Annotated in this window: 22 protein-coding genes; 2 read left to right on the forward strand and 20 right to left on the reverse strand. The window is 51.6% G+C overall.

Annotated elements, in window-relative coordinates:
- The first annotated feature begins 29 nt into the window (after positions 1–29).
- On the forward strand, positions 30–1085 hold the full coding sequence (locus ACTS3T_RS15875) for a hypothetical protein (RefSeq protein ID WP_377966420.1): 1056 nt from the start codon (positions 30–32) through the stop codon (positions 1083–1085).
- A gap of 49 nt (positions 1086–1134) precedes the next feature.
- Here ACTS3T_RS15875 and nfi read toward each other — a convergent pair whose 3' ends face one another.
- Positions 1135–1857 carry a deoxyribonuclease V gene (gene nfi / locus ACTS3T_RS15880; RefSeq protein WP_377966422.1) on the reverse strand — a complete coding sequence of 241 codons (723 nt, stop codon included), beginning with the start codon at positions 1855–1857 and terminating at the stop codon, positions 1135–1137.
- A 199-nt stretch (positions 1858–2056) separates the two neighbouring features.
- Between nfi and ACTS3T_RS15885 the strand changes: the two genes are divergently transcribed.
- Positions 2057–4855 carry a UPF0182 family membrane protein gene (locus ACTS3T_RS15885; protein ID WP_377966424.1) on the forward strand — a complete coding sequence of 933 codons (2799 nt, stop codon included), beginning with the start codon at positions 2057–2059 and terminating at the stop codon, positions 4853–4855.
- A 6-nt stretch (positions 4856–4861) separates the two neighbouring features.
- Here ACTS3T_RS15885 and ACTS3T_RS15890 read toward each other — a convergent pair whose 3' ends face one another.
- The 19 genes from ACTS3T_RS15890 to ACTS3T_RS15980 form a co-directional block, all read right to left on the reverse strand.
- Positions 4862–5359, reverse strand: a complete 498-nt coding sequence (locus ACTS3T_RS15890; protein WP_377966426.1) for an OsmC family protein — start codon at positions 5357–5359, stop codon at positions 4862–4864.
- A 153-nt stretch (positions 5360–5512) separates the two neighbouring features.
- Positions 5513–5932, reverse strand: a complete 420-nt coding sequence (locus ACTS3T_RS15895; RefSeq protein ID WP_377966428.1) for a YidH family protein — start codon at positions 5930–5932, stop codon at positions 5513–5515.
- Positions 5933–5964: 32 nt separating this feature from the next.
- Positions 5965–6612, reverse strand: a complete 648-nt coding sequence (locus ACTS3T_RS15900; RefSeq protein WP_377966430.1) for an HAD hydrolase-like protein — start codon at positions 6610–6612, stop codon at positions 5965–5967.
- A 106-nt stretch (positions 6613–6718) separates the two neighbouring features.
- The gene (locus tag ACTS3T_RS15905) at positions 6719–7669 is read right to left on the reverse strand and encodes a hypothetical protein (RefSeq protein ID WP_377966432.1); all 951 of its coding nucleotides are present in this window, start codon (positions 7667–7669) and stop codon (positions 6719–6721) included.
- Positions 7670–8728: 1059 nt separating this feature from the next.
- Positions 8729–9745, reverse strand: coding sequence for a dihydroorotate dehydrogenase-like protein (locus tag ACTS3T_RS15910; protein WP_377966434.1), 1017 nt, complete (start codon positions 9743–9745; stop codon positions 8729–8731).
- A 184-nt stretch (positions 9746–9929) separates the two neighbouring features.
- Positions 9930–13505: a pyruvate:ferredoxin (flavodoxin) oxidoreductase gene (gene nifJ / locus ACTS3T_RS15915; RefSeq protein ID WP_377966436.1), complete on the reverse strand. Its 3576-nt coding sequence runs from the start codon at positions 13503–13505 to the stop codon at positions 9930–9932.
- 480 nt (positions 13506–13985) lie between these two features.
- A complete protein-coding gene (locus ACTS3T_RS15920) occupies positions 13986–14210 on the reverse strand; it encodes a HypC/HybG/HupF family hydrogenase formation chaperone (protein WP_377966438.1) in 225 nt (74 codons plus the stop codon).
- Positions 14201–16561 (reverse strand): carbamoyltransferase HypF, encoded by a 2361-nt coding sequence (hypF, locus tag ACTS3T_RS15925; protein ID WP_462935257.1) that lies wholly within the window; start codon positions 16559–16561, stop codon positions 14201–14203. The genes ACTS3T_RS15920 and hypF overlap by 10 nt, the downstream gene beginning before the upstream one ends.
- Positions 16562–16588: 27 nt before the next feature.
- On the reverse strand, positions 16589–17347 hold the full coding sequence (gene hypB, locus ACTS3T_RS15930; protein ID WP_377966442.1) for a hydrogenase nickel incorporation protein HypB: 759 nt from the start codon (positions 17345–17347) through the stop codon (positions 16589–16591).
- Positions 17348–17349: 2 nt separating this feature from the next.
- The gene (hypA, locus tag ACTS3T_RS15935) at positions 17350–17691 is read right to left on the reverse strand and encodes a hydrogenase maturation nickel metallochaperone HypA (RefSeq protein WP_377966444.1); all 342 of its coding nucleotides are present in this window, start codon (positions 17689–17691) and stop codon (positions 17350–17352) included.
- A 211-nt stretch (positions 17692–17902) separates the two neighbouring features.
- Positions 17903–18331 carry a hydrogenase maturation protease gene (locus ACTS3T_RS15940; RefSeq protein WP_377966446.1) on the reverse strand — a complete coding sequence of 143 codons (429 nt, stop codon included), beginning with the start codon at positions 18329–18331 and terminating at the stop codon, positions 17903–17905.
- A 1-nt stretch (position 18332) separates the two neighbouring features.
- The gene (locus ACTS3T_RS15945; RefSeq protein WP_377966448.1) at positions 18333–19760 is read right to left on the reverse strand and encodes a Ni/Fe hydrogenase subunit alpha; all 1428 of its coding nucleotides are present in this window, start codon (positions 19758–19760) and stop codon (positions 18333–18335) included.
- A 38-nt stretch (positions 19761–19798) separates the two neighbouring features.
- Positions 19799–20410 (reverse strand): CP12 domain-containing protein, encoded by a 612-nt coding sequence (locus ACTS3T_RS15950; protein ID WP_377966450.1) that lies wholly within the window; start codon positions 20408–20410, stop codon positions 19799–19801.
- 19 nt (positions 20411–20429) lie between these two features.
- On the reverse strand, positions 20430–20978 hold the full coding sequence (locus tag ACTS3T_RS15955; protein WP_377966452.1) for an NADH-quinone oxidoreductase subunit B family protein: 549 nt from the start codon (positions 20976–20978) through the stop codon (positions 20430–20432).
- Complete coding sequence (hoxU, locus tag ACTS3T_RS15960) at positions 20966–21682, reverse strand: bidirectional hydrogenase complex protein HoxU (RefSeq protein ID WP_377966454.1); 717 nt, start codon at positions 21680–21682, stop codon at positions 20966–20968. Before hoxU ends, ACTS3T_RS15955 begins: the two co-directional genes overlap by 13 nt.
- A 146-nt stretch (positions 21683–21828) precedes the next feature.
- Entirely contained in the window at positions 21829–23466 is a 1638-nt protein-coding gene (gene nuoF / locus ACTS3T_RS15965; RefSeq protein ID WP_377966456.1) for an NADH-quinone oxidoreductase subunit NuoF, read from the reverse strand.
- A gap of 11 nt (positions 23467–23477) precedes the next feature.
- Positions 23478–24008, reverse strand: a complete 531-nt coding sequence (gene hoxE / locus ACTS3T_RS15970; RefSeq protein ID WP_377966458.1) for a bidirectional hydrogenase complex protein HoxE — start codon at positions 24006–24008, stop codon at positions 23478–23480.
- Positions 24009–24363: 355 nt separating this feature from the next.
- On the reverse strand, positions 24364–25317 hold the full coding sequence (locus ACTS3T_RS15975; RefSeq protein ID WP_377966460.1) for a M23 family metallopeptidase: 954 nt from the start codon (positions 25315–25317) through the stop codon (positions 24364–24366).
- Positions 25318–25353: 36 nt separating this feature from the next.
- Positions 25354–25548, reverse strand: a 195-nt coding sequence (locus ACTS3T_RS15980) for a hypothetical protein (protein ID WP_462935258.1), incomplete at its 5' end; no start/stop codon positions are given.

Below are 25548 nucleotides of genomic sequence, written 5' to 3' on the forward strand. Positions count from 1 at the left end.
ATAGTGCGTCTGACTTCTAACTGTGTTTTATGTCATCTCCTCGTTCGTTCACCTCAGATTTAACCGCCAACGGACAAGATTCGCTCACAGATTTGAGCTTTCAGCTACCCGATCCGGCAGATGAACACATTTCAGAACCGGAGTTTTTACAGCAAATTGAGCAAGCCTGGCAGGTTTGCGATCGCTTTGATTTGCAAACCGATATCTGGCGGGGTCGAATTTTGAGGACGGTGCGCGATCGCGAAAAACGCGGCGGCGAAGGACGCGGCACTGGATTTTTGAACTGGCTAAAAGACCGGGAAATCAGCAAAAGCCAAGCCTACAGCCTGATTGAGCTAGCCGATAGTGCCGATACGCTGCTAGCGGAGGGGCTGCTCGAACCCGAAAGCGTCAATCAGTTTAGCAAGCGGGCTTTTGTCGAAACGGCGCAGGCCGCCCCGGAAGTGCAGCAGTTAGTCAGTGAAGCGGCGCGGCGCGGTGATGCCATTACCCGGCGAGAAGTCCGACAGCTTTCTGACGAATGGACGGCCATGACCTCAGACCTGTTGCCCCCGGAAATTAAAGAAAAAGCGGCTAATGACACAATTCCGACGCGCTATCTGGCTCCTCTGGTGCGCGAAATGGAAAAACTGCCCGAATCGCATCAAGATACGCTACGGACTGAAGTGGCGCTCAATCCTGACGTCGATACGCTCAAGCAGGTCACCGCCGAAGCCCGCTATTTGTCTAAATATCTGGCGGCAGCAGTGCAGGTGCAGGCGCTCAATCGCGATGACCTCAACCTGGAGCAGGCGTTAGAAGAAGCGTTGCGGGTCGGTTGTCTGAATGCGACGGCTGATTTGGTAAACCAGGCGGCTCAGCTAGAGCAGGCAGTGGCTAAGCTTTATACGGCGTGGCAGCGTCTGAAAAAGCTAGCCGATCGAGTCTATGTAGATAGCGGTGCCAGTACGCCCCATCTGCGATCGCTGCTAGATTGTCTCGGCCCGCTGAGCAGCGAAATTATTGAAATTCAGCTGGGAGAAGCTGAGAGTTCGTTCTCGCGCACAATTCGGCTGCGGCTGCTCTCGACCGATGCTGAAGCCTGAGGGTGGGCAACGTCGGCTTAGCCAGCAAGGGCTGACGCTGTAGGCTAAGTTAGCCAAATAAGTTCATTTGCTGATTGTTATGGCAGGGCGGTGGCGACTGGGGGCCGCTGCGGCGGTTTGAGGCTAGCTTGTCAGCCCAGCGGGTTGTCTCTGGCAGGCGATATTTAGGCGTACATTGCAACACATAGGCGATCGCGGTTTCTAAGCTAATACGATGACCGCTAGAAATATAGAGCGGCTGCGTATTCGTGCGGCTGCGTAAGACAGCACCAATGGTTTCGTTTCTGTCATGCAACGGAACCCAACTGCCTTTTTCAGGCGGTAGTTCAGCGTGTGTGCCTGTAAGCCGTGACTTAGCCACGCCAATGCTGGGTAAATCAACCAGCAACCCCAAATGAGCCGCAATACCGAGCCGCCGGGGATGGGCAATGCCTTGGCCGTCACACAGCAGCAAATCGGGCTGGGTTTGCAGTTGGCTTAGGGCTACCAGAATGGCGGGAACTTCTCGAAACGACAATAGCCCCGGAATATAGGGAAAGGTGGTCGGCTGATAGGCGATTTGAGATTCTACCAGTTGCAACGCGGGAAAGCTCAGCACCGCTACGGCAGCGCGGGTAACGGTTCCCGCTTCGGTAAAGCCAACATCCACCCCAGCGACCGTATGAACCGAGCCTAGGCGATCGCTGGTTTCAATTTGCGATCGCAGCTTTTGTTGCAGCGCGATCGCCGCTTGCGGCGTGGTCGGCCAATCGGGGGGGAGACTTAGCTTCATAATTAAGAAAGGGACAGACGAACTAGCTGCGATTAAAGAGAGCAGACTAGCCCCGTCATCACCGGCTTAGACGCTTGAGGACTGTTTTTATTGTGGCGCTACAGCTTGAGAAAAACAAAGTCCGGTTGAGGTCAGCGGAAGCAGGTGTTTAAGCTAGGAAATAGAGATGCTTGATTGTTGGTAAAGTCGAAGGCGATTTGTGAACAAAACTATTCAACTGCGTACCCGGCTGTTAACCGTGGCGCTGGTCGTATTTTTAGCCCTGCTGCTGCTATCGCGGACGCTGGTTCATTTTTTGACGGAGTCTTGGTGGTTTGCTGCTACTGGGTTTGCCGATGTTTTTTGGACGCGGATTACCTGGCAGGTCGGCATTTGGCTCGTCACCTTTTTGGTTTACGGGCTGTTGCTCAGCATGAATTACTGGCTGGCTATGCGGCTGACGCGCGATCGCCCGTTTTATACCTATCCCAACCTCAACCTCCAGCCCTACGCCCAGGTTCTACCGCGCTATGTGGCTTACGGCGTGATTGTGCTGTTGACCCTCTCAGCCGCCAGCAGCAGCGTCTCTGCCTGGGAAACGATTCTGAAGCACCTGAATCCTACCGATTTTGATCAGAGCGACCCAATTTTTGGTCAAGATATTGGCTTCTATTTTTTCCATTTGCCCTTTTATGAGGTGTTGCAGCGGGGGCTATTGGGGCTGGTGGTGTGGTGTATGGTGCTTTCTATCGCCGTCTATGCGGCTAAAGGCGAAATTCGCCCAGAGCGCGGCTGGAAATATTTTTTAACTGGCGAAGCCAAAACCCATCTGTGCATTTTGCTGGCGATCGCGGCGTTGACAATTGCCTTTGGCTTTTGGCTCAAGCGCTATGAACTGCTGTACTCTGCTGGCGGCGTTGTCTTTGGCGCTGGTTACACCGATGTTCATGCCCGCCTCCATGCCTATTGGCTTATGGGGTTTGTCACAGTGGCGATCGCCATTTTGTTTTTAGTTTCGCTGGGGCGTAGCGGCTTTTCGCTGCCGACGGTGGGTATTGCCTTTTATCTAGGGGTGTTGCTGCTGGTGAATGGGGTTTATCCCTGGTTTCAGCAAAAATTTGTGGTTGAACCCAACGAATTGGAAAAAGAGCGACCCTATATCGAAAACAATATTCAGTTTACGCGGGCAGCCTACGACCTCGACCAGGTACAAACTGAAGATTTTCCGGCTGAAGCCAGTCTCGATCGCACCGATTTAGCCAACAATCAATCGACCCTCGACAACATTCGCCTGTGGGACTATCGCCCTCTGCTGAGTACCTATAAACAGCTTCAAGAAATTCGCCTTTACTATTTGTTCAACGATGTTGATATTGACCGCTATACCCTAGATGGCGACTACCGCCAGGTGATGCTAGCCGCCCGCGAACTGACATTTGAAGAAGTGCCTGCCCAGGCTCAAACCTGGGTCAATCAGCGGCTGAAATATACGCATGGCTACGGGCTGGTGATGAGTCCGGTCAACCAGGTAACGCCTAACGGCTTACCGGAGCTGTTTATTCGAGATATTCCACCAGAGTCCACCGTTGATTTAACAGTAGACCAATCCAGCATTTACTACGGCGAAGAAACAGACACCTACATTTTTACTGGCACCAGTACCTCAGAGTTTGACTATCCGCTAGGGGATGAAAACGCCTTCACTCAGTATCAAGGGTTGGGGGGGGTGCCGATGGGGTCTTGGGGCCGACGGCTGGCCTATGCCTTTGACTTTAGCAGTTTCAAAATTCTCATTTCTAACTACTTTACGGCTGACTCGCGGGTTCACTATTACCGTCAAATTCTCAGCCGCGTGCGTCACATTGCCCCCTTTTTACAGTTCGACAGCGATCCTTACATTTCTGTGATTGATGGTCGGCTGCACTGGATTATCGACGCTTATACCATTAGCGATCGCTATCCCTATTCTGACCCACTAGCCCGCAACCTAGCGGGCAACGCGGTGATGTCTGACAACCTCAGACAAATTGCACAGCAAAACACTAACTACATGCGCGACGCCGTAAAGGTGGTGATTGACGCCTATGACGGAACGCTGCAATTTTTTGTCGTCGATGAGCAAGATCCGGTGCTGGCGACGTACCGCAAAATTTTTCCCAACTTGTTTATTAGTCGCGATCGCGTTCCGGCAACCGTCAAAGCTCATTTTCGCTACCCGCTTGATTACTTCCAGGCTCAGGCTCAAATGTACCAGGCCTATCACATGGCTAATTCGGAAGTTTTCTATAACCGGGAAGATCTCTGGCGATTTCCGCTACAGGTGTACGAAGACACCCAGGTACAGATGCAGCCTTACTACATCATCTTGCGGTTACCGGAGTCAGAACAGGAAGAATTTGTTTTGATTATTCCGTTTACGCCAGTAAATAAAGACAACATGGTGGCCTGGATGGCGGCGCGATCGGACGGTGACGAGTACGGTCGGCTGCTGCTTTACGAGTTTCCCAAACAGGAATTAATCTATGGCCCTAGCCAGGTTGATGCCCGCATTGACCAAAATCCTGAAATTTCTCAACAGTTGACGCTCTGGAGCCAGGAGGGTTCGCGAGTGATTCGGGGTGACTTGCTGGTCATCCCCATTCAACAATCGCTGCTGTATGTTGAACCTGTTTATTTGCGGGCTGAACAGGGGGAATTGCCAGAGCTAAAGCGGGTCATTATTGCCTATGGGGATCAAACGGTGATGGCCAATAATCTGGCTGAGGCGCTGACGGCGGTGTTTGGAACGGCGACACCAGAAGCGATCGCGGCTGCACCCGCTGCAGATTCTGCGGTTACGCCCCGTCTAGATCCGCAGTTGATTCAAGCGGCGCTAGAAGCCTATCAACAAGGGCAAAGTGCTTTGCAGCAAGGCAACTGGCAACGCTACGGCGAAACTCAGCAAACGCTAGAGAATTTGCTCCAGCAGCTAAACCAGCAGGCCAGCGAACCCGCGGTGTCTGAAGGCAGCGTTCCCTAAGCCAAATTAACAATCTGATCCCGGTGGAGACGCCGCTTTGGGCGCAGCGGTATCAATGACAATTTTGGCTTTAACGGAGTTGGCTAAAAAACAGCGGTGATGGGCGGCTTCATGCATTTGGGCAATTTGCTGGGCGCTGGGTTGCGCCTCGCCTGCAAACGTGATTTGAGGTCGCAGGCGCACCTGGGTAATGGCGAGATGGCCCGCTGCATCTTTGGCCAGTTTGCCGCTAGCGCGATCGCAGTAGGTATCGACGACAAATTGGTGCTGGGCGGCGATCGCCAAAAACCAAAGCATGTGACAGCTAGCTAGCGAAGCGACAAAGGCTTCTTCTGGGTCAACACAGGCAGCATTGGTATAAGCTGCTGGCACTACCTGCGGCGATGCCGAGGCCGCCACCGTCAGCCCGCCGTCAAACTGCCAGGTATGCTCGCGGCTGTAGCAATTGTCGATAAACTGGGCTTGTTGGCGCTGCCACTGCACCGTGGCTAGATGTTCAGACATGGTTAATCAATCTTTTTAATTAAAAAGTAAAGAAAGGCTGGGCTTGATGTATAAACAAAGCAGGCAAACGGCAGCCTAAAAAGTTTTTTTGTAAAAGGCTGAAAGCCATTGAACTGTCTTGACCTTAGGGGCTACAGCGATCGCTATATTTGCTTACTTCAACCGCAGCAAAATGACAAAAAAGGTAAACGCGCCAATCAGCAGCAGCGCCGCTGAAACTAACAAACTCAGCGATCGCCGGGGTAAGTAAACATAATCGTTGCGCTGAATCAGTTTGAGTTCTCGCTGATGATCGAGCATAGCGGCCAGCATGGCAAACGTCCCTAGCGATACAAAGCAAAGCCCCACCAAACGCGACAGCCGTAAAGAAGCCCCAGCGATCGCAGGATCTACTGTGGTAACGAGCTGATCAATGCCAAAACCAAACGTAATTAAGGCTAAACAAGTCCGCATCCAGGCCATTAGGGTTCGTTCAGCCGCTGCCCGGTTGCGTGCTTTGGCCAGTTCGTTGTTGAGGTTGTGGCGTGAGGGCGGCTCGTACTTGGGGGGAAGCTGGGGCGATTTGCGGTTCATAAAACCTCCGGCAAGGGTTCACGGCAGGCACACTACGGTTGAAAAGCAGGCAGCTCAAGCTGATTGGCAATGGGCAAAAGCTGGTCAGGCCGATCAATTAAAAAATCCGGACGTTTGGCTAAAAGTGCTTGATAAGAGTTAAAACCCCAAGTCACCGCGATCGCCGCAACCCCCACGGCATGAGCTGCCTCTACATCGCGCGTTTCATCGCCAATATACAGCGTGTTTGAGAGCAACAGATCGTATTGACGCACGATCCGCTGCAGCGCTCGTTGCTTACCAAACAAGCGGGTGCCTGTATGCACAAAACTAAACAACGTATCAATTTGATGATTTTGTAAAAACCGCTCAACATTGCCAGCAGTGTTAGAGGTCAAAATGCCGAGCTGATGGTCAGAGGCAAGCTGAGTTAGCACCGACAACATACCCGGAATTAAATCAATAGATCCAATTTCGCGATTTAGCTCAACGCTAAGCCGTCGCACAATAAACGGCAACTGCCACGGCGCTACTGAAACCTTTTGCAAAATCTGCTGCATATTCAAATCTTGCAGCACGGCTAGCTGCTCTGGCGTCGTTGGACGATAGCCATAGCGAGGAGCCAGTTGATTAGTAATGCGAAAAACGGTTTCTAAGGTGTCGGCAATTGTGCCATCAAAGTCAAAAATTAAGGTGCTCACGCAAGGGCTGTCAAAGAAGGCTACTCAACACATTAACAAGCTGCTGCCTCTGAGCTAAAAGGCTATCTCTAAAAGCCGCCTATCTCTTTAAAACCAGCAGCTATGGTTAATTAAAGTTAACCCAAACTTCAAACTGACCAACAGGGGCAGTGTAGGTTGATTGGGTAAAATCTAAAACCTGAAAGCGTTTAGCCCCACTCAGCTCAGCTTGGCTGGCAAAAAAGTTTTCAATTAATGCTTTTAGTTGAAAAGCCGTTTCTCGATCGGCGGGGTTGAAGTAGCGAATACTGTCTTGGTAGCTGTTGTCACCCTGAATAAATTCGATCTCAGGTACGCTAACGGTAGCTGGCGTTTCAGATACGTTATCGGTTTGAATTGCGGCTTGTAAGCTAGCGGCTAGATCGCGGTTCGGTTCGGTTTGATAAATGACTTGTAAATAGACAACGCTTGGTTGGGTTCTGGCCAACAACTGAGCGCTTTGCGTCGGCACCGGGGTTTCAGCCGCAGGCGTTGGCGAATTTTGGACGACAGCCACGTCTTCAGCCGCCGCCTGGGTTCTGGAGTCTTGACGCAGTTGATTTGCCCGCTGCCCGTGTCGTCTTTCTAAAATTTTGAAGGAAAGGCTTTTGAGCTTTTGTTCTTCCGGTACCTCTGAACCCAAGGAGTTGAGATAAATCTGCTCAGCAATTTCTGCCACTAAAATGCAGCGTTCGTTGGTATCTACCGTGTCGTCTTTACCACAGCCTACTGAGCGATCGAGGGCTACAAGGGCTACATCTTGGCGTAGCTTGGTGTCAGGCTGGTTGCTAGCGAGGTCTTGAATTAAGCTTTGGGTAAAGCGTCCCGTCTCTAGGGAGGTGGTAATGCGATCGGTAATGATGAAAGGAATAATGCCGAGCAGCAGCGTCGGTAAAAATCCGCCAACAATACCGACAATATCCCAAATGTCTTTGGCCGCTGACTGATCGGTGTTGGCTTTAGCCGCGCGATCGCTAGTTTCAGTTGGCGGTTGAGGTGAGTGATTCGATACGGAAGTTTGAGCAGGGGGTTGAGTCATAAAGGAGCGCCTCCTGTCACAGGTCAGGTAGCCAAAGAGTGAGTTGAATTTTGGCTGCAAGCCTACATTTTATAGCGACCGATCGATTGTATCGCTAAAGAATTGTATGTTTGCTGAGATACAAAGTCTTGAACACAATGATTCAAGAGTTGCCGACTTAAAAGCAATTTTCAATGCTCTACCACGGGTCGTTTATGCAAGGTTAATATTTGAGATGAATGCGTCAGCTTGTACTTGAAATTTTAGCCAAAATAGCTGACCTTAGAAGGCTGGAAGCGCCGCCAATTTTGGTCTTTTTTATCGCCCTGATAATTATCAGCGGTATTCAGGTAGTTTTTAGAAAAAAGCAATTCTTTCTTTGCCTAAAGTTTATTTTTTGAGCTTAGTTTTGATCTGGGCATATTGGGGCTTGAGTACGTTTTACTTGTTTACTCCCACTTATTTGGACCATGCTGAAGCGACCGTAGCAGCTACTACCGGGTTGTTTATTCAGAGAGAGCCTGTTTTTCCGAGTCTTGATAGCGCCCACAGATATATCAATAATTATGGGCCAGTACTTTATCAACGGCTGGATTTTGCGCTTACTTGGCTCTAGTTTAGTAACGTCTAAATTAGTGAGTTATGGGTCTTGTTGGCTGAGTTTGGAGATCTTAGAACCAGTTATGGCGAAAAAGGAACTATTTTTTCAGATAAGTTCAGAACCGAATTCAAAGCAAACTATTCACGCTTAGAGTCGCGCCGTTATTACGAAGTTTGGGGATGTCTTGATTAAACAATGCTGCCCTGGTTTTTAGAGAGTGTTTGAAAAACCAATGGTTGTGGTCTTATACCAATTCTTCAAAAGAAAGGTACAGATGAGACTGACGAAACGTATGCAGAGCCAAGACTGTTCAATTCAAAATCGAAAATCCAAAATCGAGAATTGATAGTAGGCACTCATCGACCTCCCTAACTACCCTTGAAAAGGGGGGAATCGGCTCAGAAATCTCTCTGAAAAAGCGAGATTTGGGGGGATTTAAACCGTTTTGCTACGCAGCAGATAACTTTTCAAATATCCTCTTAAGGCGCAAAGGCAAAATGCTTGGGCTGGTAAGACTGAATCGCTTTCATATACTGCACTCGCTCGAAGGCACTTTCATCCAGACAGTTGATCTGGCTTAGGCTGCCCTGCAATTGCTGAACCGATTCGTACTCATGTTCTTCCAGCCAGTGCAGCATCTCTTGTTCAATCACGCGAATATGTTCAATCCCATGACGTAGCAAAACTGAGCAAAGCTGAGTGACTTTAGCGCCCGTCATCAGCATTTTGATGCAGTCTTGACCCCGTTGAATGCCCCCTGTAGCTGCCAGGTCGGCTGCAATGCGGCCATACAAAATGGCAATCCAGCGCATGGGCAACCGCATGGCTTGAGGGGTACTCAATAGCAAGTTAGGGCGCACTTCTAAGGCTTCTAGGTCGATATCGGGTTGATAGAAGCGGTTGAACAAGACTAAAGCGTCTGCGCCCGATTGATCAAAACGCTTGGCCATATTGGCCATATTGCTGAAAAAAGGGCTGAGCTTTAAGGCGATCGGCAGGGATACTTCAGCTCTCACGGCTTGCAAAATGGTTAGGTCGTTGGCCTCTACCTCAGCGCCCGTAATTTCCATATCTGTGGGCAGGTTGTAGAGGTTGAGTTCTAGGGCGTCGGCTCCGGCTGCTTGAATAAGTTTGGCAAAGTGTGTCCACCCGCCTAGGGTGGCTCCGTTGAGGCTAGCAATAATGGGAATTGCTACCGCCTCTTTAGCCTGACGAATGTGTTCTAGGTATAGCTCTGGCCCGACATGAAAGGTATCTGGCTCTGGAAAGTAGCTTAGCGCTTCAGCAAAGCTCTCACTGCCATAGGTAAGGTGATGGTGTAGCTCATACTGTTCTTGCGTGAGCTGTTCTTCAAAAATGCTGTGGAGCACAATGGCCGCTGCGCCTGCGTCTTCCATCCGCTTAATGTTGTCAATCTCTTCTGTTAACAGTCCGCAAGCAGAGGGGACTAAAGGCGATCGCAAGTCTAAGCCCAAATAACGAGTCGCTAAGTTCATAATTTTTACGCTGTCATCCAATCATCTAAGCAAGTTTGGGGGAGGGAGCTTTTGAAGCCGCTCCTGTCGGCGTCAGGTTGGTTTAAGGGCTGATTTTGCCCTTTTTTGTTTGAGTGTGCCGATAGCTAAAGCCTGCTGCCTGACGATCTCTTTCTCGGCGCACCTAATAGCAGGCTACGCGTGTCTATGGCTGTGGCGGCTGCACCTGCCGCGCCGCTAGATACTCATACATTTGCCAGCGGGTGCTGACATCCTGCTGAGCTTCGGTGAGCAATTGCTTAGCGGCGGCGGGTCGGGTTTTGGTCAATAGCTTGAAGCGATTTTCTTGATACATCGAGTCGCGTATAGGATGTTTAGGCGATCGCATGTCTAGCTGCAACGGATTCTCGCCAGCTTGAGCCAGTTCTGGGTTATAGCGGTAGAGCAGCCAGCGGCCACTGTCAACCAGCGCTTTTTGATGCGTCATGGCCGTTTGCATATTAATGCCGTGAGCAATGCAGTGGCTATAGGCAATAATCAGTGAAGGCCCATTGTAGGCTTCAGCTTCAAGGAAGGCACGCAGGGTATGTTCATCTTTTGCGCCCATTGCCACGCTAGCGATGTAAATATTGCCGTAGGTCATTGCCATCAGACCTAGATCTTTTTTGGGGGCAGGTTTGCCGCCAGCGGCAAATTTAGCAACTGCGCCGCGCGGGGTCGCTTTAGAAGATTGGCCGCCCGTGTTGGAGTAAACCTCAGTGTCCATGACCAGCACGTTGACGTTGCGGCCACTGGCTAGCACATGGTCTAAACCGCCGTAGCCAATGTCATAGGCCCAGCCGTCTCCGCCAATGATCCAGACGGATTTTTTCACCAGGTAGTCGGCCAGAGATTTGAGGTGGTGCAAAGCCGATGACGCCCCAGCGTCTGCCAGCAGGGTTTCTAGGCGGCGCTTTAACTCGGCTACCCGTTCTCGCTGCTGCCAAATGTCGGCCTCTGTTTTTTGCTCAGTGTTGAGCAACTCGTTGACCAACGTTTCCCCAATCGCCTGCCTGAACTGACACAACAACTCAGTGGCAATTTGAGTCTGCTGGTCGATGGAGACGCGAAAGCCCAGGCCAAACTCGGCATTATCCTCAAACAGAGAATTTGACCAGGCAGGGCCGCGTCCAGCCGCGTCTTGACTCCAGGGGGTTGTGGGCAGGTTGCCGCCGTAGATGGAGGAGCAGCCAGTCGCATTAGCCACCACCAGGCGATCGCCAAAGAGCTGTGTTACCAGCTTTAAGTATGGGGTTTCGCCGCAGCCGGCACAGGCTCCCGAAAATTCAAACAGCGGTTGCTGGAGTTGCTGCTGCCGAATTTGATTGAGCTTGAGCTGGGTGCGATCGGGTAGCGGCAAAGTTTGGAAAAATTCCCAATTGAGCCGCTCTGGTTCGCGCAGCGGAATTTGGGGTTCCATGTTGATGGCTTTGCGGGCGGGTTGGGCTTTGTTTTTGGCAGGGCAAATGTCCACACAAATGCCGCAACCTGTACAGTCTTCAGGCGCAACTTGGAGGGTAAATTTTTCGCCAGCAAAGTCTTTGTCACGGGGGGCGGTGGCTTTGAAGCTGGCAGGTGCCTGATCGAGATAGCCAGGGTCATAGATTTTGGCTCGAATTACCGCATGGGGGCAGACCATGACACACTTGCCGCACTGAACACACACCTGCGGATCCCAAACCGGAATAAACTGGGCGACGTTACGTTTTTCCCACTGAGCCGTACCGCTGGGGTAAGTGCCATCGCAGGGGAAAGCGCTAACGGGTAAGTCGTCTCCAGCCTGTACCAGCATTTTGGCTTCAACCTGGCGAACAAAGTCAGGGGCTTGAGGTGAGACAGGTGACAGGCGATGCCAAGGGCTATTGACCTCGCCGACTTTAACTTCGTAAAGATGCTCCAGGGTATTGTCTACCGCTTGCAGATTCATCTGCACAATTTGCTGTCCCTTTTTGCCGTAGGTTTTGCTGATGGCCTGCTTAATCTGTGCGATCGCAGTGTCTCGTGGCAGCACCCCCGCCAAGGCAAAAAAGCAGGTTTGCATCACTGTGTTAATTCGCCCCCCCATGCCGCTTTCGCGGGCTACCCGGCTGGCGTCGATCACATAAAATTTCAGCCCTTGGCGAACAATCGTTTCTTGAATTTCAATTGGCAAATGCTGCCAAACCTCGTCGGGGCCGTAGGGGCTGTTAAGCAAAAAAGTAGCGCCAGCAGCGGCGGCTTTCAGCACATCTAGCTTTTCTAGAAAAGTCCATTGGTGACAGCCGACAAAGTTTGCCTGGTTAATCAGATAGGTGGCTCGAATTGGCGTAGGGCCAAACCGCAGGTGAGATACGGTGACCGCCCCAGATTTTTTAGAGTCATAAACAAAGTAGCCCTGGGCATAGTTGTCGGTTTCTTCGCCAATAATTTTGATTGAGTTTTTGTTAGCGCCGACGGTGCCATCAGAACCCAAACCGTAAAACAAGGCGCGAATGACCGTATTTGGCTCAATCGAAAAGTCGGCTGCGTAGGGGATAGAGGTGTAGCTAACGTCGTCTTCAATGCCCACGGTGAAGTGATTTTTGGGTTTAACTTCAGCTAGCTGATCAAAAACGCCTTTGATCATGGCTGGGTTAAATTCTTTAGACGACAGGCCGTAACGTCCGCCCACAATTTTGGGTAAGGGCGATTCCTGCGCCTCGGCCCACGCTTCATACAAACCATTGACGACATCTAAGTAGAGGGGTTCTCCGGCAGCCCCCGGTTCTTTGGTGCGATCGAGAACGGCGATCGCTTTGACTGTGGGGGGCAAAGCCGCCACCAAGCGCTGCATATCAAAGGGGCGATACAGCCGCACTTTGACGACCCCCACTTTTTCGGCCTGGGCACTCAGCGCGTCAACGGTTTCCTGTACTGCTTCACTGCCAGACCCCATCAAAACAATCACTCGCTCAGCATCGGCGGCACCGTGATAGTCAAACAGGTGGTACTGGCGACCTGTAAGGGCGGCAAAGCGATCCATCGCCGCCTGCACTTGATCAGGACAGGTGGCATAAAAGGGATTGACCGTCTCGCGAGCCTGAAAGTAGGCATCGGGGTTTTGAGCGGTGCCACGAATGACAGGGCGATCGGGCGTTAAGGCGCGATCGCGGTGAGCCAGTATCCAGGTATCATCGATCATTGCTTGCAGAACGGTGTCGTCAAGCAGCTCAATTTTTTGGATTTCGTGGGAAGTGCGAAAGCCGTCAAAAAAATGCAAAAACGGCACCCGTGTCTGTAACGTAGCCGCTTGGGCAATCAAAGCAAAGTCGTGTGCCTCTTGCACCGAGGCCGAGCAGAGCAGCGCAAACCCGGTGGCTCGCGCTGCCATCACGTCGCTGTGATCTCCAAAAATAGAAAGTGCTTGAGCCGCTAGCGATCGCGCTGCTACATGAATGACACAAGCCGTCAGTTCCCCAGCAATTTTGTAAAAGTTGGGGAGCATCAACAGCAAGCCTTGAGAGGCGGTAAAGGTAGTGGTGAGCGAACCCGTCTGCAAAGCCCCGTGAACCGCTCCGGCTGCACCCCCTTCAGCCTGCATTTCGACGACAGCAGGAACCGTACCCCAAAGATTGGGTCGGCCTTCTGACATCCAGGCATCGGCCCACTCCCCCATTGGAGAAGCGGGGGTAATGGGATAAATAGCAATAACTTCGTTGAGCTTGTAGGCAATGCGAGCGACTGCTTCATTGCCATCTAAGGTTGCAAAAGTTTTCTGAGGCATGATGGTTAGCCCGTCAACTGCTGGAGAGAGTCGTTAGCTGGGGTTAAATATTGGGCTGAAATTTGACGAATACTTTAACAACAAAAACCTTGTTTTTCTGGCTAGAAAAGATTGATTTTGAGGGTCGTTGGAAGGTTTAATGCAATATTTTCTTTAGCCAGCCAATATTCCCTTGACTGGTTTTATTATAGTTCTCTAGCTATGTTCAAGATGTTTATTTTTTTAACTAAATCGAATGAATTCAATAGCTAAAAAAGCCTGAAGTTTTGCCCTAGAAATAGGCGCTGATTTTCGCTGTAACCGACACTACAACCCGTCAAAAAAAACGTATCCAATATAGCCATACAACCTCAGACCGCTCAGCAAATCTGGCGTTATTGCGACAGACAGGCCAAGGGCCGCAGTAGAAAAGAAAGCTTTTTTGTCAGTAGCTTTCGGCAATTACAGTGTCTTAGCCTTGGGGCTACCGCTATACAGCCTTTAGGTCGCCATTTTTTGCAAATACGCTAGGGTTTCTTCAGCTTCGGCTTCATCTAGCAGGCTAATGGCAAAGCCAACATGGACAATCACATAATTGCCCACTTCGGCTTCTGGCACGTAAGCTAGGCTAACTTCTTTGACAACGCCGCCAAAACTGACTTTGCCACTTCGCATTAAATCGTGACCGCTAATACTTAAAATTTTGCCGGGAACTGCTAAGCACATGGACTTTGACTTTGAATCAAGGGACTTGAGATCTGGCTTTTGGGCTTGAGTAGCTGACTGTTAGCTGCAATCAGTTGGCCAAACGCAATGCTGCCATCATTGGGCGGAATTTGCTGCGGCCAGTAGGGTTGAAATCCCTGCTGTTGCAGTTGTTTTACGGTGCCTTCTAGCAGCCGTTGATTTTGAAAACAGCCGCCTGAGAGAACCACTTTTTCGATTTGCAGTTGTGCTGCGATCGCGCCAATGAGGGCAATTAAACTGTTGTGAAACTTGGCTGAGAGGTGATCCATAGCCACTCCTTGATCTAGATCTTGCAAAATAGCGATCACCAGCGATCGCCAGTCGATGACGCGGGATGGTTCAAGGGGATAGGTGGCTGTGGTGGCTTGAGACGATTGGGCAAATTCAAGCTGCATAGCGGCTTGCCCTTCAAAGCTAACGGTAGTGGCTAACCCCGCGATCGCAGCAATGCCGTCAAACAAGCGCCCCATGCTAGAGGTTAAGGGCACATTGATGCCTTGCTTAAGGCTATGGGCGAGGAGACTGCTTTCAGCGGTGCTAAATGCTGGCAACCAGCGCTGATAGGCGGGGTGGCTAAAGAGGGCTTCTCCCCAGAGGCCATAAAGCAGCCCCAACGCTGAGCGGCGCGGGTCTTTAATGGCGCGATCGCCTCCCGGTAGACCAAAAGGCCGCAAATGCGCCACCCGTTCAATGCTTAACGGCCAACCCGACACTCGAAAAAATTCGCTACCCCAAAGGGTGCCATCTAGGCCGTAACCTGTTCCGTCCCAGGCAATGCCCAACACGGTTTCGCCCAAAAGCTGATGCTCAGCCATACAAGCCAGTACATGAGCCTGATGGTGCTGAACGGCAACCACGGGCAGCCCAGTTGCCTCGGCGTATTGGGTTGAGAGGTAGTCGGGATGGCGATCGCAGGCGATCACTGCGGGCTGCCAGTCGTAAAGCTCAGCCAAACGGCTAATGGTTTGCTCAAAGGTGGTCAGGGTGGCTGGTGTTTCTAGATCGCCAATGTGCTGACTGAGCAGGGTTTGGCTGGGCAGGGCGATGGCGATGGTATTTTTCAAATGGGCACCGACGGCCAGGAGAGGGGGGGCGCAAGCGAGAGAATCAGTCGGGCTGCTTTGCTCCTGTGGGTTGTCGGCAATGGCTAAGCCATACCCGCGGGCGCGTCGCAGCACCATCACTTTGGCGGCCATGACGCGCACAATCGAGTCGTCAATGGGGCGGGCAATGGGGCGGTTGTGAACTAAAAACAGGTCAGCAATGCCGCTCAACTGCTGCAAAGCCTGAAATTCGTCAGTGCAGAGAGGTTCGCTAGCGCGGTTGCCGCTGGTAGCTACCAGGGGAGATCCCAGTTCGGCTAGCAGCAAATGGTGTAGCGGCGTATAAGGCAGCATAATCCCCCAGTGGGGGTTTTTAGGGGCGATCGCAGCCGCCAAATTTAAAGGGTTTGAGTGGCGACGCAGCAGCACAATCGGCGCAGCGGTGGATTGCAGCAAAGCCGCTTCTAAGGCCGAAACCTGACAAGCCTGTTGCACTTGCTGGAGATCGGCAAACATCAGGGCAAAGGGTTTGTCAGGGCGATGTTTCCGCTGGCGTAGGTTCTGCACGGCGGCGGCATGGCGGGCATCTACCATCAGATGAAAACCGCCCAACCCTTTAACCGCAACAATTTTACCCTGACGCAAGGCGGCGATCGCCGCCTGCAGCGCGGCGCTTTGGGAGGCTAAAATCTGACCGCTAGCCTCCCAAAGCGCCAGTTGCGGCCCACACTGAGGGCAGGCGTTGGGTTGAGCATGAAAGCGGCGATCGCGAGGATTGTCATACTCGGCCTGACATTGCGGGCACAAGGTAAAGCCCTTCATGCTGGTGTGGGGGCGGTCGTAGGGCAGATCTTCAATCAAGCTGTAGCGAGGGCCGCAGTGGGTGCAGTTGATGAAAGGATACTGATAGCGGCGATCGCGGGGGTCAAACAGTTCTTGTAGACAGGCGGCACAGGTTGCCAAATCAGGGAGAATTGGGGTGGTTTTAGGCCCTTTCAGGCTGGGGCGAATTGTAAAGGTGGGTTCGCCCGTTGGCTTTTGAGCTTGCCGGGTCAGTTGATGAATTTGAGCGTGGGGCGGTTTTTCAAGCTGTAGGCGATCGCAGAAATTTTCGATCTGTAGGCGATCGCCTTCTACCTCGATTAAAACTCCCTGGGCTGAGTTGGTGACCCAGCCAGTTAGCGACAGTTCTGTCGCCAGCCGATAGACAAAGGGGCGAAACCCCACCCCTTGAACTAAACCTGTTAAGGCAATTTGCAAACGCTGTTTCAACACAATCGTTTTCACCCTGGCGGCAGCCTAACCCAGCCCTACCTAGAAGCGGCTAATTGCAGCCGGAGAATGCATCTGTCGCAGCGTCGCCAGCAAATAGGCATACCAGGTCGGCATCCCGGCTCCTGTCCGAGCCGAAACCTCAAAGATTTGAGCCTGGGGGGCAATTTGCTGAATATTGGCGAGTGCTTGCGGACGGTCAAATCCAACCGCTTCTGCAATGTCCATTTTGTTGAGGATGACCACGTCGGCTGACTTAAACAGGGTGGGATATTTCAGCGGTTTGTCTTCGCCTTCGGTGACAGAGAGCAGCACCACCCGCAGGTTTTCTCCCAGGTCGAACGCAGCAGGACACACCAGATTACCCACGTTCTCAATGATCAGGGCGTCTAAGCGATCGAGATCGAGGTTTTGGACGGCTTGGGCGACCATTTGCGCTTCTAAATGGCAGACAACCCCGGTTGTAATTTGGACGGCTTCAACCCCTGCCTGCCGTAAGCGCTGAGCGTCGTTATCGGTGGCTAAATCTCCTACAATCACAGCCAGATGCAGCCGTTGTTTTAAGTCGGCCAGGGTGCGCTCTAATAGCGTGGTTTTGCCTGAGCCAGGACTGGAAACAACATTAAGCACTAGCAGCCCTTTGTCTGCAAACAAGTGGCGATTGTGGGCGGCTAGGTGATTGTTTTTGCTGAGAATCGATTGCTCAAGCGTCAGGGAGTGGGTAGGATGCCCCCGATCGACCTCAACTTGAGGCCAATCTGAGGCAGTCTGAACTTCGTTGCAACCACAGGTTCCACACATGGCTAAGACACCTCCAACGTTAACAGTTCAATTTCGCGGCCTGCCAGAATGCGATCGCTGAGTTGGCCGCATTCTGGGCATTGATAAATCCAGTCGGGGGGCTGAAAGGGGCGATCGCAGTAGTTGCAATGGCAGATCACAGGCACCGACTCGATCGCTAACGTGGCTCCGGCTGCCGGGGTATCGGCTATCACCACGTCAAAGGCAAAGCGTAATGCTTCAGGCACCGCCCCAGAGCCAACGCCAACCCGCATTTTCAACCCGTGAATTTGGCTGGCTCCTTGCTGCTGAGCTTGCGTGAGGGCAATTTCTAAGGTTTGCTGCATCAGACTGAGTTCATGCATGGGGCACCTCCGATCTGAAAGCTACAGGGGCTAAGGGCTGAGTCTGAGCGAATGTCTTAAAAGTTTTATGGCGAATAGCAAATCGGCAGAATTCCCCCAAACTCCGCTTAAAAAGAGCGGCTTCAAGGCTAGTCCCCCGCTTTTTAAGCGGGGTAGAGGGGATCTCTAAAGACTCAATATCACAACCCATACTTCTAAAACACCCGCTCAGTCACTTCACTAAGTTTTGAATAATCTCTAACGCCTGCAACGCTCCCGCTTGAGCCAATGAGGAAAGCTGCTCCCCAAATTCAAAGTTAGCGGCAGGTATCCAAATGGCGTAGGCAGTTGGTGTGTGGCTGTAGAGGGCTTGAGTAAGGGCTAGTAGCGATCGCGGCTGACTGAAATGCCCTAAACTCGCTTGCTGTTGACTGGGCTGTAATGGCTCAATCTGCACCTGCGGCATCAGATCTGCCGACACCGCATCGACAAAGATCACCGTTGCCACCGGAGCCATATCAGCCGCCAGTTCCGGGGTGAGTTGATGACAGGCCAGCGATCGCACCCCCGGCCATTGCCAATCCTCGACCTGCTCAGCCACACGCCACCCTACTCCATCGTCACTACGCAGCGTATTTCCGTAGCCAATCACCAAATACATATCAGTCTCGCTGCACCTGGTGCAGGATAGTGCCGTCAGCACTGACTAATTCAACCTGTAGCGGCATTTGCCCAGCGGCGTGGGTTGAGCAGCTCAAGCAGGGGTCAAAGCAGCGAATTCCGGCTTCAACGCGGTTGAGCATCCCTTCGGGAATTTCGGGGCCATGAATATAGTGCTTGGCAATTTGCGCCACGGTTTTGTTCATAGCCAGGTTGTTTTGCCCGGTGGCAATAATCAGGTTGACTTTTTGAATCAGGCCGTTTTCGTCAATTTTGTAGTGGTGAAACAAGGTACCGCGGGGGGCTTCGCTAACGCCGACGCCTTCTAGGGCATTGATATCGGCTTTGGCACGAACGCGATCGCTGCTGATATCGGCATCGTCCATCAGCGCCTGAATGTTTTCTAAGCAAGCCAGAATTTCAATCAGCCGCGCATAGTGGTAGTAAAAAGACGAAGTCGCCACACCGCCCGCCCGTTGGCGAAACTCCCGCAGTTCTCGATCAGCAGCTTCGGTGCCCATGCGATCGCAAATGTTGAGCCGCGCCAGGGGGCCGACTCGGTAAATGCCATCGGGATAGCCCAGCGGCTTGTAGTAAGGAAACTTCAGGTATGACCAGCGCTCAACCGCTTCTCCTAAAAAGTCGGCGTAGTCATCTTCGCTGAGGCGATCGGCCACAATATTGCCGCTGCTGTCGCTCAAGCGCAAATGGCCGCCGTAATGCTCCCACTCACCTTGCTCACCCACTAGCCCCATATACAGCGACGGAAATTCGCCAAAAATCTCAGCTTCTGCCTGAAACTGCTGATCTAGCATTTGCTTAAATAGGTGCAAAGCCAGATTAACGGTGGCAAACGCCTCCGGCAGATGAGCCTGAATCCACTGGCGACCTTCTGGTGCTAAAGGCGATCGCACGCCACCGGGTACTGCCCAAGCCGCGTGAATTTTACGCGCACCGAGCTTTTCAATAATGGTTTGACCAAACTGCCGTAGCCGAATGCCCGCCCGTGCCAGATCTGGATCGGCTGCAATCAGGCCAAACACGTTGCGCTGGGCGGGGTCGCTGTCCCAACCCAGCAAAAAGTCAGGGCTGCTGAGGTGAAAGAAGGAAAGGGCATGAGACTGAGTAATTTGCCCCAGATTCATCAGCCGTCGCAGCTTTTCTCCGGCTTTGGGCACCTGCACCGCCAGCAATTTGTCGCCTGTTTTAGCGGCAGCTAGCAAGTGGCTGACCGGACAAATGCCGCAGATGCGAGCCGTAATTCCGGCCATTTCGGTAAAGGGGCGACCTTCGCAAAATTTCTCAAAGCCGCGATACTCAACAACATGGAAGCGAGCGTCATCGACGTTGCCAGCCTCATCTAGAAAAATTGAAATTTTGGCGTGACCCTCAATGCGGGTGACGGGGTCGATAATAACGGTGTTTGCCATAATTCCCTATTGCCTGGAGTAAGAGTGGGGGCGATCGCCTAGCTATCGTACATACGAGCTTCGGGCGCTTCGGGGTTTTCGGCGAGATACTCTTCAAAAGCCGTACGCGGCAATTGGCGATCTCGCTGATGAGCGGCTTCTGCCTGGAGTTCTTCAACAATGTCCCAAGCAGCGGCACAGGCAGCGTCGGCTGGCCCTTTCTCGGCGCAAACTTCGCGAGCCTGGGCGATCGCTTGCTGAATTTGGTCTTGCAGCAGCACCTCTTTGGGCTGCTCAACAAAATCGCCCTTGGTCAAAATATCCGTGACAGAAATAATGCCAAGCAGGCGATCGCTAATCACCGGGGCGCGGCGAATGTGCGTGTTAGCAAACAAGCGAGCCACATATTCAATGCTTAAATTAGGGCTGACGCTAATGCAGGGTTTGGTCATAATTTCAAACACCCGCACCTGTTTGGCATCTTTACCGTAGGCCGTCACCTGATAAACCACATCGGTTTCGGTGACAATGCCATAGGCATCTTCTTCGTGACGGCGATCAACTATTAAACTGCGCAGCCCTTTTTCTTTCATTAGCTTCACAGCTTGATCTACCGTTGCTGAGCCTTTAATCGTAACGACTTCAGCGGTCATAATATCAGCAGCTTTCATACCTTTCCTGGCGTAGGGTTCAACCGAATTTAATCATGTCGCGGCCTGCCATAGTGGGCCACTCACCGCGCAGTAGCGGTTCGAGCGTAGCCCGAATGCGATCGGCAGGCGGCGGGCAACCCGGCATATAAATATCGACGGGGACAACCTGATGCACAGGCAGCACCTGATCTAGCAGTTCTGGAACGATGCCGGGTTCATGGGGAAGCTGGGGCGTTTTGTCTCCTAGCTCTAGATAGGCGCGACGCAGGACAGGTTCGGCTCCATCTAGCATGTTGCGCATGGCGGGAATGTTGGCGGTAACGGCACAGTCGCCAAAGGAAATCAAAATTTTGGTGCGCTGCCGTACCTGGTGAATCAGTTCCCAGTTGTCTTCGTTGGCGACGCCGCCTTCTACCAGGCAAACATCGACCTGATCGGGATAAACCTTCAGGTCAGATCCCACCGGGCTGTAGACAACTTCTATCTGCTCGGCTAGCTCAATTAGCCACTCATCGAGATCGAGAAATGACATGTGGCAACCTGAGCAACCCGCTAGCCAAACGGTGGCAAACTTTATCTTGTCCATTCTTGCTTCTCCCGCGCAGTGACCAAAAACTCAAGCTTGGCGCGATCGCGCTGCTTCTCAGCAGTGGTGGTTCCTTTTCGGAAAATAGCGCCTGTGGGGCAGGCATCGACGCACTTACCGCAAGACGTGCAGGCACTAACCTCACCCCAGGGCTGGTTCATCCCCGAAATGATTTTGCAGGTTTCGCCTCGATTGGCGACATCCCAAACATGGGCACCTTCTACTTCGTCACACACGCGTACACAGCGGGTACAAAGAATGCAGCGATTGTGGTCAATGCCAAACTGAGGATGCGATACGTCGATTTGCCGCTGCGGGAAGCGGTAGGGAAAGCGGGTGTGATCCATGCCCACCTGCACAGCCACCTCCTGCAATTCACAGTTGCCGTTGGCGACACAAAAGGCACAGACATGATTTCCTTCAGCAAACAATAGCTCTACGGTCATGCGGCGATAGGCTTGTAGCTTTGAGGTTTGGGTTTGCACCTCCATTTCTTCGGTCACTTCAGTGACGCAGGCTGGCAGCAGTTTGTTGATGCCTTTGACTTCGACTAGGCAGAGCCGACAAGCGCCAATATCCGAAATACCGTCTAAATGGCACAACGTAGGAATAGTAATTCCCGCTGCTTTGGCGGCTTCTAAAATGGTGGCACCCGCTTCAATGGCTACTGGCGTACCGTCAATGGTGAGTGTTCTAACTGACATGGCATTAAAGAATAAGGGACGCAAAAACGGGGATGCGCAGCGATCGCAGCGACAGGCAGCAACCGTCAAAATTGGATGAGATTACGTAGCGACTGGCAAACCTGCCCCTGTAGACCGCTTATGGGTCTGCCCCCGGCGACAGCAAGCTAGGGCGGTGAACCGCTCACTTCTAGCTCTGATGCCCTAGCAGTGGCTGACATCAGCGCGGTGTATTCATTCTGGAAATAGCGCAGCGTACTTAGTACCGGGTTGGGCGCACTTTGCCCCAAACCACACAGGCTCGACTCTTTCACCATGTGGCAGAGGTTTTCGAGCTTTTCTAAATCGCTGGGGGTCGCCTCTTGGCGCAAAAACTTATTGAGCAACTCGTGAAGCTGAACTGTGCCCGCCCGACAGGGAATACACTTGCCGCAGGATTCAGAGCGACAAAATTCCATATAAAACTGAGCCACATCAACCATGCTGGTTTGGGTATCCATCACAATCATGCCGCCCGATCCCATCATCGTGCCCAGCTCAATCAGCGACTCATAAGAGACGGGGGTATCTAAGGCCGCTGCCGGAATACAGCCCCCCGATGGCCCCCCTGTTTGGATGGCTTTGACCGTGCCGCCGGCGGGAACGCCGCCGCCCATCTCTTCTACAATGCGGCGCAGAGGGGTGCCCATTGGGACTTCAATTAGCCCTGGGTTGTTAATTTTGCCAGTGAGGGCAAACACCTTGGTACCCTTGCTTTTTTCGGTGCCGATGCTGGCATACCAGTCGCTACCCTGACGAATAATGGCTGGGATGTTGGCATAGGTTTCAACGTTGTTAATCAAGGTGGGGCAGCCCCAGAGTCCGCGTTCGGCGGGGTAAGGCGGACGTGGACGCGGCGTACCGCGCTTGCCTTCGACTGAGGCGATCAAAGCGGTTTCTTCGCCGCAGACAAAAGCTCCCGCCCCCACCCGAATATCAATTTTGAAGTCAAACGGTGAGCCAAAAATTTGTGCCCCCATCAGACCGTAGCGCTTGGCTTGAGAAATAGCTTTTTGCAAATGGGCGATCGCCAGTGGGTATTCTGCCCGGATGTAGATATAGCCATGATTAGCGCCAACCGCATACCCCGCGATCGCCATGCCCTCTAGCACCCGATGCGGGTCGCTTTCTAAAACGCTGCGATCCATAAAAGCGCCAGGGTCGCCTTCATCAGCGTTGCAGATGACGTACTTTTGCTCTCCCGGCATTTTTGCCACGGTTGCCCACTTTAGCCCGGTTGGATAACCGCCGCCGCCGCGTCCGCGCAGGCCACTGGCGCTAATTTCTTGAACCACCTCATCGGCAGACATTTCCATCAGGGCGTGATGGAGCGGTGCATAACCGCCTGCAGCAATATATTCTTCAATGCGCTCTGGATCAATTTGGCCGCTGTTTTCTAGCACAATCGGCATTTGGTGGGCAAAGAAGGGGTGATCTGCGGCCAGTTGTTGAGGCAGTGAGGCCGTTGCTTGGCCTTGCAGTTGAGCCACTATGGCCGGGGCTTGTTCAGGTGTTACCTGAGCGTACAATCCGGCCTGTTCGGTGGTTGCTACTAGCGGGCCTTGGCCGCAAAAGCGCAAACAGCCGACACTGCAAACCTCAATGGCCTCATCGAGTCCTGCTGACTGCACCGCTTTTTCTAGTTCAGCTTTGACGGCTAACGCCCCAGAAGACTGACAGCCCGCTGCAGTACAACAGCGGAGACGGGTTTTCTGCTGGCGATCGCGGGTTTTCTGGGCAATTGTTCGTAATTCTTGAATATCCATTGCCTTGGCTCCTACCTGTCACTTAGCCTACTGATCCCCTCGGTAACAGCCAGATTTTTTAGCTTTTCTAAAGCTGTGGTTGCCGTTACTTTCCCAGCGACATCGCCATCAAACACAACGGCAGGGGCAATGCCACAAGCACCCAAGCAGCGGGCTGATAGCAGCGAAACTTCACCGTCTGGCGTTGTTTCTCCCAGGCGAATTCCCAGGTGTTCTTGCAGCGTGTTGACAATATCTTGGCTACCTTTGACGTAGCAGGCAGTGCCCATGCAGACAATGCAGCTATGAACGCCGCTGGGCTGAAGCGAAAAAAGATGATAGAACGTTGCAACGCCGTAAACCTGGCTGAGGGGAAGCTTAATCTGGCGGGCAATATAGGTCAAAACGTTGAGGTCTAGATAGCCAAAGGCTTCTTGAGCTTTGTGCAATACCTCAATCAGGCTGTCTTGCTGATAATGATTGCGCTTGAGGGTAATGTCAATCACCTTCAAGCGCTTGTCTGGCTTAGCTGTAGAGTTGGGAGCAGTCGTCGGAGTGGGCATTGGCAGTTTCCTCCTCAAGCTTCTAGGCCCAGGTTGAGAACGTTCAGGCGATCGCGCTTTGGCAACTACCCGACTTCATCTCTGACGGTAGAAAATAAATCTGAGGAAACTGTGAGGATGCTGGAGGAAAATTCAATCGCTCTTTGAAAAGTGGATACAAGAAGCTCTCCAAGAGCGACTTCATAACTTCGTGCTACACTCGTTGCTGAAAAATTTGTCACAAGGTCTTAGATATACCAACCTTGCTTTTGTTTAACCTTTTTCTACAGATATGACGAGGTACGTTTCTGCAACTCTTGCTAGAAACGTACCCTTCGAACTCAGTTATCGAACGTGTTTAGCCTGATATCGAATTCTAACGACGAACGCGGTCACAAAGCTGTGCTCCACCAGTTGCAGAGTAACAAGATGTACGACGTTTAGCTGCAGATCCAGGTGGAATAGGATTTAGAGAAGCGACTAAGTAATAATCACTTCCTTGAAAGGTTGAGCCAGAACCATCTAAATCACGAAAAGTGAGGGAACTACTGGAGGCAATGCTTGAGGAGTTCCATTCACGAGCAGAATATCCATTAGCTGCTGCTCTCCACATTTGGACATAGACCCGCTTACCTGAGAGATTGGACGATCTCACTGTTAGGTTGATCGAATTTGTGCTAATAGATGGACTACTAGAACCGCTTCTAAAAGTAAAATTCTGGGAAATTAAATTGTCTTGGTAAAGAAGTTCTCGAGAAGAAAGCTCACTAAATCGCATTTGGATTTCTTTGCTTTGGTCGCCTGTACATCCATAGGTAACACTCAAATGTAAATGAGGAGCTACCCCACCTGAACTACCTGACACAGCGATTTTCTGACCTTGAACAACATAAGAACCTTGGCTAACACTAAATGAAGACAAATGCAAGTAATTAGAACAATAGCCATCACCATGATCAATTCTTAACGTGTTTCCTCCTCCGCTAGAATCATAAAAACGTGCAACAACAGTACCTGCTTTTATAGCTAAAACATCTTCGTTGTTCAAACCAAAATCAATAGCGTGACGAACAGTTTGAAGTCTATCAAGACGATCGTGACTAGCGGCCGCACCAGTTACAGTACGTCTTATACTATCTCTCCAAGGCAGCTTCAATCCTGTATAGACGCCAGAAACTTCTGCTCGAGCAACATTATTGAGTCCTAGATTGCTGTCTTCCAAATTCAAAGTCAGTCCTGAAATTATAGTACCTAAGAAAAACAGGAAAACGATCCAGAAGCTGTATTTTGATTTTGCATTAACAAGCTTGATAATATTGATGCGATTCATAATCTAAATCTCCTTGATGAATGTTTTTGAACTAGATCACAGTTGCCATCCTGCCCTTCTTGCTTGCTCTAAGAAAAGGCAAATAGTATTAACATAATTTGACTGGCAAGCAACTCCATTTTCTTGTTGAATTCTATACCACTCAGATTCATAAAGCTGGGGAGAAAGAAATCTAATATTTTGATTCTCAGGCTGATTTTCAGTTTCTAGAAAATCGGAAACAGATGTTTC

The organism is Almyronema sp. (assembly GCF_052168255.1).
In the GTDB taxonomy this organism is placed as follows: Bacteria; Cyanobacteriota; Cyanobacteriia; order Phormidesmidales; family Phormidesmidaceae; genus Sphaerothrix; species Sphaerothrix epifaneia.